The 13,000-nt window shown below is 62.7% G+C and carries 11 protein-coding genes; 1 reads left to right on the forward strand and 10 read right to left on the reverse strand.

The window, feature by feature from the left end:
- Positions 1-8 precede the first annotated feature (8 nt).
- Positions 9-1,184 (reverse strand): O-antigen ligase family protein, encoded by a 1,176-nt coding sequence (locus SB765_RS05585; protein ID WP_341796929.1) that lies wholly within the window; start codon positions 1,182-1,184, stop codon positions 9-11.
- Positions 1,185-1,285: 101 nt separating this feature from the next.
- Between SB765_RS05585 and SB765_RS05590 the strand changes: the two genes are divergently transcribed.
- Positions 1,286-1,891: a toluene tolerance protein gene (locus SB765_RS05590; protein ID WP_174370328.1), complete on the forward strand. Its 606-nt coding sequence runs from the start codon at positions 1,286-1,288 to the stop codon at positions 1,889-1,891.
- Between the two features lie 3 nt (positions 1,892-1,894).
- Here the strand turns inward: SB765_RS05590 and SB765_RS05595 are convergent, their stop codons facing one another.
- The 9 genes from SB765_RS05595 to putP all read right to left on the reverse strand — a co-directional run bounded on the left by SB765_RS05595 (position 1,895) and on the right by putP (position 12,755).
- The gene (locus SB765_RS05595; protein WP_341796930.1) at positions 1,895-2,986 is read right to left on the reverse strand and encodes a glycosyltransferase; all 1,092 of its coding nucleotides are present in this window, start codon (positions 2,984-2,986) and stop codon (positions 1,895-1,897) included.
- Between the two features lie 37 nt (positions 2,987-3,023).
- Complete coding sequence (locus SB765_RS05600) at positions 3,024-3,797, reverse strand: glycosyltransferase family 2 protein (RefSeq protein WP_016501923.1); 774 nt, start codon at positions 3,795-3,797, stop codon at positions 3,024-3,026.
- 64 nt (positions 3,798-3,861) lie between these two features.
- Positions 3,862-4,818: a glycosyltransferase gene (locus SB765_RS05605; protein ID WP_368977446.1), complete on the reverse strand. Its 957-nt coding sequence runs from the start codon at positions 4,816-4,818 to the stop codon at positions 3,862-3,864.
- A 48-nt stretch (positions 4,819-4,866) separates the two neighbouring features.
- Positions 4,867-6,270: a PIG-L deacetylase family protein gene (locus SB765_RS05610; RefSeq protein ID WP_341796932.1), complete on the reverse strand. Its 1,404-nt coding sequence runs from the start codon at positions 6,268-6,270 to the stop codon at positions 4,867-4,869.
- Entirely contained in the window at positions 6,267-7,163 is an 897-nt protein-coding gene (locus SB765_RS05615) for an antimicrobial resistance protein Mig-14 (RefSeq protein WP_410911036.1), read from the reverse strand. Before SB765_RS05615 ends, SB765_RS05610 begins: the two co-directional genes overlap by 4 nt.
- On the reverse strand, positions 7,163-8,293 hold the full coding sequence (locus tag SB765_RS05620) for a glycosyltransferase (RefSeq protein WP_341796934.1): 1,131 nt from the start codon (positions 8,291-8,293) through the stop codon (positions 7,163-7,165). The genes SB765_RS05615 and SB765_RS05620 overlap by 1 nt, the downstream gene beginning before the upstream one ends.
- Positions 8,277-10,034: a carbamoyltransferase gene (locus SB765_RS05625; RefSeq protein WP_264360982.1), complete on the reverse strand. Its 1,758-nt coding sequence runs from the start codon at positions 10,032-10,034 to the stop codon at positions 8,277-8,279. Before SB765_RS05625 ends, SB765_RS05620 begins: the two co-directional genes overlap by 17 nt.
- A 219-nt stretch (positions 10,035-10,253) precedes the next feature.
- A complete protein-coding gene (locus SB765_RS05630; RefSeq protein ID WP_016501929.1) occupies positions 10,254-11,090 on the reverse strand; it encodes a 23S rRNA (adenine(2030)-N(6))-methyltransferase RlmJ in 837 nt (278 codons plus the stop codon).
- A gap of 186 nt (positions 11,091-11,276) precedes the next feature.
- The gene (gene putP / locus SB765_RS05635) at positions 11,277-12,755 is read right to left on the reverse strand and encodes a sodium/proline symporter PutP (RefSeq protein WP_341796935.1); all 1,479 of its coding nucleotides are present in this window, start codon (positions 12,753-12,755) and stop codon (positions 11,277-11,279) included.
- Between the last annotated feature and the right edge of the window lie 245 nt (positions 12,756-13,000).

Below are 13,000 nucleotides of genomic sequence, written 5' to 3' on the forward strand. Positions count from 1 at the left end.
CTCGCTGTTCAGGTTGAACCGGAAATTTTACCACAGGCGTCATTTTCGGCACGCCTCCATGGCAGCATCATGGCAAGGCCGACAGGCAGCCAGCTGATAAACCATTCGGCACGTGGCGTACCGGTGAGGCTGGCGGCATCGAACTGCATGGCCAGGGTCGAATACACCCAGAAGCCCAGCAGGAGCTTGCCAAACAGCGTGCCGCGCGCGCGAATGATTTCACCCAGGGTGAACAACCACACCATGACCCAGAGCAGCATGCCCGGCAGGCCCATCTCTACGGCAACGTGGGTGAACATGTTGTGGGTGTGGTCAAAATGTTTGCCCACCGCACTGACGTCGTAGGCAGCCCCCAGGCCCAGGCCGGTCCAAGGGTGGGCGGCAATCATGTCGACCACGGCATGGAAAATTTCCGGCCGGTAGGATGAGCCGCGCTTGGCGATCAGGTCGTACACCACATAGAAAGCAACGCCGGTAGCAATGACTGCCAGGATGGAAAACACCCGGCTGTGGCGGTCACGGAACCACAGCGGCGCCATGATGACGGTGAGCACCAGGGCCAAAAGCGCGCCACGGCTCTGGCTAAGCATGGCAAACGCCCCCAGGCACGCCAGTGCCGCCAGCCACAAGAGCTGCAGGCCACGGTGCCGAGGCGGCTCGTAAAGCATGAAAAGCACCGCCGTACCGACGACGTATGCACCCAGGATGGGGTGCGATATTTCACCGATACCCTGCAGGCGGGCCCGCCAAGGCATGCCAAGCACGCCATAGAAATGAATGACCGAAACCAGAGCGGCAACAGCCAGCAAGGCACTACCGAGCAGCAACAGCTGGCGAATCCTCGCCAGGCCAAGCTGGGCCAGCAACGGAAACGCCAGCAGGAACACCAGAATGTAGACCAGGCGCTTGATCTCACGCCCCGGGTCCTCTGCCGATGACCAGACCAGGCTCAGCCCACTCCAGGCCAACAGCAACAGCAAACTCATCCACAGCGCCGGCTGACGCTTCCAGGCCTGCACCAGCACCTCGCGGGCGGACCATGCCAGCACCAGCGTTGGCAGCCACAGGAACAACACCAGGCCTTGCTGATAAATCTTGTTGCTCGGCGCCAAGGCAATCGCCGCCAGGAACCAGACCAGACCCAACCCCAACCAGACCCGTGCCCAGTTTTTTTGATACAACATCCTTTTCCCCCGATGAATCAAAGACACCATCCATGGTGCTACCGCATTATTTTCGGCATTATTGCCGGTCATTTTGCTCGCCAGACGACAAGGCTCTATTCATGCAATGCTCCCGGCTCACCCAGGTCGACTTCGATCAGCTGACACAAGGCGCACAGGTGCTTGAGGCAGACAGCCATGGCGCCAAAGTCTACCTGCTCGCGGATGGTAATTTCCTCAAGGTTTTTCGTAGGAAGCGGCTGATTTCATCTGCATTGCTGCGTCCCTACTCGCAGCGCTTCGTCGATAACGCCGCGCGCCTGGCGCAACTTGGCATCCCCACCCTCGAGGTGATCAGCCAGCACAAGCTCGACCTGCCAGGCCGCACCGCCGTGCTTTATCGCCCGCTACCCGGGCGCACCTTGCTGCAAATGTCGCGCGATGAAGGCTTCAGCTGGGACACTTACCTGCCGGAACTGATCCAGCTGGTCCGCCAGCTGCACCGCAGCGGCGTGTACTTCCGCTCGCTGCACCTGGGCAATGTGGTGGTCACCCCTGAGCAGCAGCTCGGCCTGATCGATGTTGCCGACATGCGTTTCCTGCGCCCGCCGCTGTCGGCACGCATGATTCGGCGCAATGTGCAGCACATGGTGCGCTATATCGAGCGGGAGAACCTGGGTGACCGGTTCCCCCTCGCCGCCTTCGAGGCAGCCCTGCTGGCGCGCTGACGGTCAGTTGCGCAACAGGCTCTGCGAGCCGTTGCAGAAGGCCTGCCAGGCCTGCTCCGGCGCCAGCGCCTGGCGCTGCCTGGCGGCTACCGCCGGGGCACCGATTGCCGTACAGCGCTCGATCGCCTCAGCCCAGGCGCTTTCGTCGGCAATGGGCAGGTAGCCACCGGTATCGCGCAACTGCTCGCGGAACACCTGAAGGTCACTGCACACCACCGGCACATCGGCCATCACGGCCTCTTGCACCACCAGCCCGAGGCCTTCGGAACGCGAAGGCACCAATAGCCAGTCGAATGCCCGATACAGCTGCTGCAGGTCTTCACGGTGACCGCGCAGGTGAACACGCCCGGCCAGGCCCAGCGCGTCGATACGCGCCTGCAGCACGGCATGCTGCGGCCCCTCACCAATGATCGCCAACTGCAGGCCCGGTTGCCGTGCATTGGCCTTGGCGAATGCCTCGATCAGCATTTCAAAGCCTTTGCTCTCTACCAACCGCCCTACCGCGCCCAGCATCACCCCGTCGGCCTGAGGTAATTGCAGCGCCTGCCTGGCCTGGTCCCGGCTCAGCAACGGCTCGACGAACGCCAGCGGATCAAGCGCCATGCGCAGGGTCTGCACCGGCCGACCCAGGTCATGCTCCAGCGATTCAGCCAGCGTATGCGACACGGCCGCGATGCTCAGCCGCTCGGCCGGGAGCATACGCAACAGGCGAATATCGCTGCTGTTCAGACGCGTCTTGCCATGGAACAGCACCTTGGCCCGCACCTGGGGAATGTTCTGCAACAGCGGCAGTACCAGCCGCGCGACACCAATACCGTCGAGCAGCACGATTTCTGCCTTGGCCTCGGTCAGCGCCTTGCGCAAGCGCATGCGCAACCACGGCCGCAGCAGGCGCCACAGGTGTCGCCCTTTCAGCGCACGTGGCGGCATGTGCCACTCCCGGGTCGAACCGAGCCCACAGCAGAGCCCGCTACCCAGCAGCAACCAGTTACTGATCCGGGCATCGTTACCGGCATGCGACAGCACTTGCCGATGCACCTTGTGGATGGACATGTACGGCGTTCCACCCGCCCACATCATATTGACGATGTTCATGGGCCCTCTCCCGCTCATGTCAGGTGGGACAGCGACTTCATTGAACAAAAAGGGTGATACCCATGCCGATCAAGGCACCTGTCACCAGCGTCAATGCCAGTTTGATCCGATCACGTTGGCGACGCTTGGCCTTGCGCTCCACTTCAATGGGCAAGGTCACGTGATTGCCAAATCCAGTGTGCAATACTGCATCACCCTCCAAGGTGACCGCTGTCAGATTTAACTCAGCGTAGCGTCGGGAAAGCGCCTTCTCTCCAGCATAGGCGGCAAATGGCGCACAGCGCTGGTAATCGCTCAATCGACGCAGGCCGGGGTTGAGCGAAAACGCCTGCCATTCGGCCTTGTCGGACAGCAGCGGGTAGCACGGCACACCGGCGATGATCTGGCGATCGCCCAGGTGGATGTACGGGCTGTGGACGGCCAGGTCATGGGCATGGCTGCGCAGCCACACCTGCAACAGGTTGGGGCTGACATCCAGGATGGCCCGCGAGTCTTCGACGAAGCCCTGGCGGTAGAAATGCCAGTCGTCTTCGCAGTGGAAAATGTACGGCGTCTTGACGTGGCTGTAGGCCAGGTCGATTGACGGCAACTGGCCGAGTTTGGGCCGGTTCACGAACACCTTGCAGTACGGTTTCCAGTGCTCTGGCACAGCGCCATGCACGGCATCGTCACCGGAATCTTCGGTGATGAACACTTCGCGAATGGGCGCGGTGTTGTAGCGATCGAAACTCTCAAGGGTATCTTTGAGCAGATCGAACCGCCCACAACTGGTCACGACAAGCGTGACATCACTTTCTTCTGAAAAGCGCACCGGACTCCCTCCGCATTGCGACTATCGGCTTTCAACACCCGCTCCTGGGCGCGAAAGCTCTTGTTTAGATGCCCAGTTTCAGGCGCAGCCGCTGCCATGCAGACAACGGTGGGTGAGGCCTGAGCGCGGGGCGCATGTGGTCGACGATGCTACGTCCAACTGCGGCGAAACTGAAACGGGAAACCGCCAGATGGCGGCCATTTTCTGCAATCTGCCGGGCCAGTTCAGGGTCTGCACGCAAACGGCGGAGCTTTTCCTGAAGGGTCGGGATGTTGTCATAGAACACCACGTTGTGCATGTCCTGCAGGCCCAATGCGCGGTTTTCTTCCTCGCCCTGGTCGTACGCCAGCAACACGCAACCACAGGCCATGGCTTCGAAGTTCTTGATCATGTATTCGCCCATACCGACGTCGGCACTGACGAAGAAACGAATACGGTTGAGCGTGTTGCAATAGTCATCACCCGACTTGGTACGGGTTACCAGCAGGTTCTCGACCTGCCCCAACTCGTCCAGCAGCGCCTTGCGACCGCTGTAGGCCACGCTGTTGACACTGCCGACGAAGGCCAGTTCGATGTCGCGCTCACGCCCTTGGTCGGCGAGCAACTGCTCGTCATAGCCCTTGGGCACGAACACCGCATCGAAACCTTCCTGGCGCAGGCGCTCGCTGACCATGTAGCCAGAGCTGATCACCCGTGCCCATGGCAATTGGCGGTAATGAGCGCTGAATTTGCCGGTGTACTTGCACGGAATGTAGTTCTGGTAGGCGTCGTGCTCGAGGATCACCAGGTTCGGTACGGTGCGGATGAAGGCCACTTGGCGGATTTCCTGCTTGAAGCGCAGGAAGAACACGATGCGGTCATAGCGCTCGACCTGCACTTCGCGCTTGAAATAGCGACGCAGGTTGCGCTGGTCTTCGCTGGTCAGCCAACGCAGGTCGCACTCGCAGTTGGCCGCGACGCCATCGTACAGGCGGTCGAGAATCGCCCGCTGTTCCTTCTGCACCAGAAATAGGACTTTCATTGCTTTCCTTGGGCGCTCTGCGCCATCGCGGTCAACCATGGGGCGTGCTTACAGCTCGCGCCGCCAGAACAGCTCGTGTCGGCGCACGGCCTTGCGGAAGAACTCGTTCTCCCCGTAAGGCGACGGCCGCCGCCCGGCCAGCCAGCGTTGCAGCAAGCGGCGCAGGCGGCGCTTGAACGGCGCGGGCGGCTGCAGGTCGTGCATCATGCCCAGGGCCATGGCCTTGTCATGCTGGGTAGCCAGGTCCAGCACCAGGCTGCAAGGTGCCCAGGCCTGCGCAGCACTCAACTGCGGAGGCAAGGCCACGCCATCGCCGCTGTCGCCCATGGGCCAGCGGTCGTTATCATGCAGGTGGTTGGCGTAGCACAGCAGGGTTTGTGGCTGCCAGGCCAGGCCTTGCAAGGCTTCAAGCACTGCTGCTTGTGCACAGATGTGATCAGGGTGCGGGTCGAGCTGCGGGTGCGGCATCACCAGTACTTCTGGCTTGGCCATTTCCAACAGGGCACGCAGGTCGGCCAGCAGGTTGTGCCAGGTTGGCGCGCCATCGCGATCGCCCGGCAGCGGGAACGGGTTGAACTGGCGGAACACGCGGATATCGGCGAGGTCAGCTTCACGGGAGGCTGCCGGCTGGTCGGGCGCTGCCTGCATGGCAGGCAGTTGCAGGCAGAAGTAACCCAGTTGCACGCAACGCGACTCCGGCACACCGGCCCAGCGCGGCACCGCGATGCTGTCCCAGGCGCGCAGGCGACCCTTCAGGCGCGCTGCCTCGGCCTTGGCCAAGCCCATCTGCTGGTAGTGCTCGGCCTCGATTTCACCGGCGGTCAGCGTCACTACCCAGGTCTCATCCGCCTGGCTGTAAAGGCCATAGGCAGCCAGCTCGGCGTCGTCGGCATGCGGCGCAATCACCATCACCCGGCGCCGCTGCAGTTCGACCGCCGGGGTTATCCACAGACGCGGCTCGCCCAGCAGCCGGCAATGACGACCACGCAGGCGCAACATGCCGGCTTGCAGTGGCGCAGCCAGGCCGGTCAGGTTGAGGAATCGCACGCCATCGACGCCACGCTCGAAGGTTTGCCGGTCGGCCTGCTCAGCCGCCACCAGCACAACCTGCGGGTCGAAGAACCGCCCGAGCCAGCTGCCTTTTACCCGCAGCTCCAGCACAAGGGTTTCATCGCCCTGCAATGCGCAGTCAGCCTTGAGCAGCCCATCGTGCAGGCTGGCAGGAACTTCCCGCGCCTGTTCACCGAAATCGTAGGCGTAGTCCTCGCCTGGCGCATAGAACAGGTGGTCGGCAAACCAGGCCTCGTGGGCGGCCCAGAGCAGCGGCAACAGCAACAGCGGCAGCCACCACCAGGCCAATACACCGAGGGCGATCAGCGCGACCAGGCCGGTCAGCAAGCCCAGGCGCTTGTTGCGCCGATGGCGCTTGAGCAACTGCTGCTTGCGGCTCACGCCTGATACACCGGCACAGGGTTGCACCAACGGTCCTTGTATTCGCGGTCGGCACGGCCAAACGAGAAGCGCAATGGCTTGTTGCGCGCCCGGGCATCTTCCCAGGCGGCCTGGGTATTGAGGAAGCTCAATACGCTGCCGGGGCTGAAGGCCTTGGTTTCCGGGTCTACACCGCCATTGATGTACTCGACACTGACCCATCCCGGCGCTTCGACGCGGTACACCAGCTGAATGGCAATCGGCTTGCCATCCAGCATCAGCACCGAGCCGATCAGCAGCTCGCGCAGGCGCTCCAGCACCTCGGCCATGCGTTCGGCACCGGTGGCCGGGAAGCCCCAGCGGCGCTGGAACAGGTCGCAGTACATGCTGGCGATTTCCTGCGCACTGAAGTCGCTGATCGGGCGTACCACGCCACCCGCCTCTTCCAGCAGGCGCAGTTCGCGGCGCTGGTTGTAGCGGAATTTCTTCGACAGGTCTTCGTGCGCCCGCGCCATCGCCAGCTGTTCCTTCTGCGCCTTGAGGCCGCTGAAACGGCCCTGGCACAGTTCGGACAGGTAGCGTGCGGTATGGCGCAACGGTGCAGCGGCATCGGCCGCCGCTGGCAGGATGATTTCGGCATTGCCCAGGTCGAACAGGGCTTTTTTGCCGGCACGTTTGAGCACGTCCTTGGCCAGCGCCAGGTGGCGCCCCCAGGTCGGGATGGCGGCTTTCAGTTCGCCGGCCTGGTACCAGCCCAGGTAACGCACCGGGATCTGCGCCAGGTCAGCCAGTTGCTCGACCACCAGCGGATGGGTGGCAACACTGCCACCAAAACGCCCCCATGCCTCGGCATAAGCCTGGGCGTCGATGGTTTGCCAACCGCGCTCACGGAAGGCCTGGATACGATTGAGCATCAGGCCTGCCCCACCAGCGCACGTACTTGCGGCAGCTGCCAGAAGGCCTCGCGTACAGCTTGATCGGAGAAGCGTTCATGCAGGCGCTGCAGCATGTGCCCGGCACAGGCCTGACGCTGTTCAGCGTCCAGCGTGGCCATGTGCTTCAGCCCGTGGGCCAACTGTGCGGCATCGCCTAGCGGGAACAGCACACCCACACCCTCGACCACTTCGCGGGCCCCGCCACAGGCCGTGGCCAGCACCGGCACGCCGGCAACCATGGCTTCGAGCAGGACCATGCCGAACGGCTCATGGTCGGAGCTCAGGGCGAACACGTCGAAGGCCTGGAAATAGCGGCGTGCATCCGGCACCTGGCCCAGGAAGTCCACCTCCCCGGCAATGCCCAGCTCGGCGGCCAGGGCCTTGAGTTCGGCTTCCAGCCGGCCCTTGCCAAGGATCGCCAGACGCGCACCGGCCGGCAGCGCGGGCAGCGCCTGGGCAAAACCACGCAACAGCGTGGCCTGGTCCTTGTCCGGGTGCAGGCGCCCGACGTTGCCGACGACCCACGCCTGGGCAGCCAGGCCCAGGGCCTGGCGTGCCTCGACGCGCGGCACCAGGGCTGTTTGCAGGGCGTCGATGTCGATGCGGTTGTAAAGGGTCTGGATGCGCTCGGCCGGCCACTGTGGCAGGCAGCGGCGCATGTCGTCGCGCACCGCGTCCGACACGCCCAGCAGGCTCAGGCGCTTGCTGAACAGGTTGGCGAACAGCCGACGGCCTTTGCGCTCATAGTCGCCAAAGGCATGGTGCACGCCAATGACCGGCAGGCCGGTACCCAGCAGGGCCACGTAGATGGGCTTGAAGCGGTGGGCAATGCAGAAGGCGAAGTTGCGCTCGGCCGCGATGCGCCGCAAGGCACGAATGGCACCGAGCTTCAGGCCACGCACAGCCTTGGAGCTGAACTCCAGGAAGAGGACCTCGTCCGATGCGCAGCCGGCCGCTACCAGCGGGTCGGCTGCACCGGTGAGGAACACCGTGGTGACCTGGTAGCCACGCCCCTGGAACAGGCTGGCGTACTGACGGGCGCAGTCGAGGAACGGCCCGTCATAGCCATGGCAGAACTGCAGGATGCGCGGTTCAGAGCGGCTGGTCATACGCGGCCGCGCCGTCCTTCACAACCAGGATGTCTTCCATGATCAGGTACTGCAGGTCCGAGCCGAAGAACATGTTCAGGGCGTCGGTCGGCGAGCAGATCATCGGTTCACCGCGGCGGTTCAGCGAGGTGTTCAGCGACACGCCGTTGCCGGTCAGGTCTTCCAGCGCTTTCATCATGTCGTAGTAGCGCGGATTGTACTCGCGCTTGAGCACCTGTGCACGCGAAGTACCGTCCTCGTGCACCACTTCCGGTACGCGGGTCTTCCACTCTTCAGCCACTTCGAAGGTGAAGGTCATGAACGGCGCCGGGTGGTCGACCTTGATCATCTGCGGGGCGACGGTGTCGAGCATCGACGGGCAGAAAGGTCTCCAGCGCTCGCGGAACTTGATCTGGTGGTTGATGCGGTCAGCCACGCCTTCGACGCTTGGGCAGCCAATGATCGAACGGCCACCCAGGGCACGCGGGCCGAACTCCATGCGGCCCTGGAACCAGGCCACCGGGTTGCCATCGACCATGATCTGGGCGATCTGCTGCGGCATGTTGTCGAGCTTGCGCCACTTCGGCTGGTTCGGGTGCCGGGCGCAGGCCGCGATCACGTCTTCGTTGGAGTACGACGGGCCGAGGTAGACGTGTTCCATCTTCTCGACCGGTACGCCACGGGCGTGGGAAACATAGGCGGCCGCGCCGACAGCAGTACCGGCGTCGCCAGAGGCCGGCTGCACAAACAGTTCTTTCACGTCCGGGCGGGCAATGATCTTCTGGTTGAGCTTGACGTTCAGCGCACAGCCGCCGGCGAAGGCCAGCTTACCGGTTTCACGCAGGGTGTCGCCCAGGTAGTGGTCGATCATCTGCAGCGCCAGCTTCTCGAACAGCGCCTGCATGCTGGCCGCGTAATGAATGTAAGGCTCGTCGGCGATATCGCCTTCACGCTTGGGGCCCAGCCATTCGATCAGCTTTGGCGAGAAGTAGAACCCCTTGCCCTTCTCTTTATAGCGACGCAAGCCGATGACGTTGGCGTACTCGGTGTTGATCACCAGCTCGCCGTTTTCGAAGCTGGCCAGGCGCGAGAAGTCGTACTTGCTGGCGTCGCCATATGGCGCCATGCCCATGACCTTGAACTCGCCGTCGAGCATCTCGAAGCCGAGGAACTCGGTGATTGCGCCATACAAGCCGCCCAGGGAGTCCGGGTCGAAGAATTCCTTGATCTTGTGGATCTTGCCGTTTTCGCCGTAGCCAAAGAAGGTGGTGGCGTATTCGCCTTTACCGTCAATGCCGAGGATCGCGGTTTTTTCCTTGAAGCCCGAGCAGTGGTAGGCACTGGAGGCGTGGGCCAAGTGGTGCTCGACTGGCTCGATCTTGACCTTTTTCGGGTCGAAGCCCAGCTGCTCCAGGCACCAGACGATCTTCTTGCGGTAGCGCTTGTAGCGACGGTTGCCCATCAGGATGGCGTCGAGGGCGCGATCCGGGGCGTACCAGTAACGCTTGGCATAGTGCCAGCGCGCCTTGCCGAACAGGCTGATCGGGGCGAACGGGATGGCTACCACGTCGACGTCGGACGGCTTGATGCCTGCCTGCTCCAGGCAGAACTTCGCCGACTCGTAGGGCATGCGGTTCTTCGCATGCTTGTCACGCACGAAGCGCTCTTCTTCGGCGGCGGCAATCAGCTTGCCGTCAATGTACAGGGCCGCGGAAGGGTCATGGCTAAGGGCGCCGGACAGGCCAAGAATCGTCAATGCCAAGGGATTAGCCTCTTCATTCGGTAAAAATGCGCCAGCGGCCTCTTGGGCGGGTGGCGGCTAAAGGGCGGGATTATAACGCAAACATGCGCGCAACGCGGCAACCTGTACTGGCCTCATCGCCGGCAAGCCAGCTCCCACAGGAACACCGCTACCTCAAGGGAGATGCGGTACTTGTGGGAGCTGGCTTGCCGGCGATGAGGCCAGTACAGGCAAGCAATATTATTCGGCGATGAGCCAGTCCATGCGATAGCTACCGTCCGTCTGGGCCAGCTCCTTGGCGAGCCACGGCAGAAGCTCCTTGAGCTCTTCCTCCAGGCCCCACGGCGGGTTGGCGATGGCCAGACCCGAACCATTGAGGCCCTGCGGGCTATCCTGGTGGTGCACATACAGCTCGACCCGCAGCAGCTTCGGCGCGCCGGTGCTGGTCAGGTCCTGGTAATAACGCGTCAGCGAGCGCTGGTCCTTGATCGGGTACCAGATGGCCGCGACGGTCTGGCGCATGCGGCTGATCGCCTCTTTCATGGAATTGGTGCAGCGTTTGAGCTCATCGGCCTGCTCGAACGGCGGGTCGATCAGCATGATCGCGCGCTTTTCCTGCACCGGCAGCAGGGCCCTGGGCACATGCCAGCCTTCGCCCAGGTGCACGACCACACGCGGGTCTTTTTTCATGTTCTCTTTGAGCAGCGGCCCGTCTTCAGGGTGCTTTTCGTTGAGCAGCGCGCGATCTTGCTGACGCATCAGGCGGCGCGCCAGTTCGGGCGAACCGGGGTAGTAACGCAGCTCACCATCGGCGTTCAGCCGCTTGATGACGCGCAGGTAATCGGCAGCCATGGCCGGCACATCATCACGACCCCACAGACGGGCGACGCCCTCCAGGTACTCGCCGGTGCGGGTTGCCTGGTCGCCTTGCAGGTCGTACAGACCGAGCCCTGCGTGGGTATCGATGTAGGCGAACGGCTGCTCCTTGCGCGACATCAAGGCGATGAGGCGGGTCAGCACGATGTGTTTGAGGACGTCGGCGTGGTTGCCGGCGTGGAAGGCGTGACGATAGTTCATGGCAACTCCTGCGAAGGCGGCAAGTTTACCTTGCCTTGCAGGCGGAGTCAGGCCTGGCTGCTGATCGGCGGCGCCTGCTTGGCGGGTAAACCCGCCCCCACAGGGCCTGCACAGTTCTCAGAACCCTGCGCAGTACCTGTGGGAGCGGGCTAGCCCGCGAAGAAGGCAACGCCGATTCAACGGGTATTACTTGTCAGCGTGATACGCCGCGTCGGCAGTCTCGAAGCGCTGCACCATCGCTTTCGACGGGCTGCCCAGCTTGCTCACCAGAACAATGGCGATGCTCGCCAGCAGGAAGCCCGGGATGATTTCGTACAGGCCCCAGGTATCGATCTGCTTCCACAGGATCACGGTCAGTGCACCAACCACGATACCGGCCAGCGCGCCGTTACGGGTCATGCCTTTCCACAGCACCGAAATCAGCACCACCGGACCGAAGGCCGCACCGAAGCCGGCCCAGGCATAAGCCACCAGGCCCAGCACGCGGTTTTCCGGGTTGGCAGCCATGGCGATGGCAATCAGTGCCACGGCCAGTACCATCAGCCGACCGACCCACACCAGCTCGACCTGCGAAGCGTTCTTGCGCAGGAAGGCCTTGTAGAAGTCTTCGGTCAGGGCGCTTGAGCACACCAGCAGCTGGCAGCTCAGGGTGCTCATCACCGCCGCCAGAATAGCCGACAGCAGCACGCCGGCGATCCATGGGTTGAACAGGATCTTGGCCAGCTCGATGAAGACACGCTCATGGTTCTCGGTGACCGGGCCTGCCAGGTCAGGGTTGGCCGAGAAGTAGGCGATGCCGAAGAAGCCCACGGCGCAGGTACCGGCCAGGCACAGGATCATCCAGGTCATGGAGATGCGGCGGGCATTGGCAATCGACTTCACCGAATCGGCGGCCATGAAGCGCGCCAGGATGTGCGGCTGGCCGAAGTAGCCCAGGCCCCAACCCATCAGCGAGATGATGCCGATGAAGGTGGCACCTTTGAACATGTCGAAGTTGGCCGGGTTCACCGCTTCGATGGCAGCAAAAGTGGTGTCGAAGCCGCCCGTGGAAATCAGCACGATCACCGGGGTCAGGATCAGCGCGAAGATCATCAGCGAAGCCTGCACCGTATCGGTCCAGCTCACCGCCAGGAAGCCACCAACGAAGGTGTAGGCGATGGTAGCTGCGGCGCCAGCCCACAGGGCAGTCTCGTACGGCATGCCAAAGGTGCTTTCGAACAGACGGGCACCGGCAACGATGCCAGAGGCGCAGTAAATGGTGAAGAACACCAGGATGACGATCGCCGAAATGATACGCAGCAAGCCGCTATTGTCTTCGAAACGGCTGGCGAAGTAGTCAGGCAGGGTCAGCGCATCACCGTTGTGCTCGGTCTGCACGCGCAGCCGGCCGGCCACGAACAGCCAGTTGAGGTAAGCACCAACGGTCAGGCCGATGGCGATCCAGGCCTCGGACAGGCCCGAGAAGTAGATGGCGCCCGGCAGGCCCATCAGCAGCCAGCCGCTCATGTCGGATGCGCCGGCGGACAGCGCGGTGACCACGCTACCCAGGCTGCGACCGCCCAGAATGTAATCGGAAAGGTTGTTGGTGGCGCGATAGGCCGCGAAGCCGATCAGCACCATTGCCGCGATGTAGACCACGAAAGTGATCGTTAGTGGATTGCCCATGCGTGTGCCCTGGCGTTTGTTTTTATCTCATGCACAACCGCAGCCATGGCGGTTGCACCCAGGCGGCGAATCCTATGCAACAACGCAAAGCAGGTGCAACCATTTTTCTTTTACAAGTTGCACCCGCTTGAGCATTTTTTGTAAAAGCCACTTTTTTGCTCCTTTTTGGCGCATCAAGCCGGTTTTTCAGATCAAAACGAACCGGAAACGCCCCTTTTCAGGGTGTGGAAATGTCTGTCAGACGA

The sequence above is a fragment of the Pseudomonas sp. SIMBA_067 genome (assembly GCF_046534675.1).
Taxonomy (GTDB): Bacteria; Pseudomonadota; Gammaproteobacteria; order Pseudomonadales; family Pseudomonadaceae; genus Aquipseudomonas; species Aquipseudomonas putida.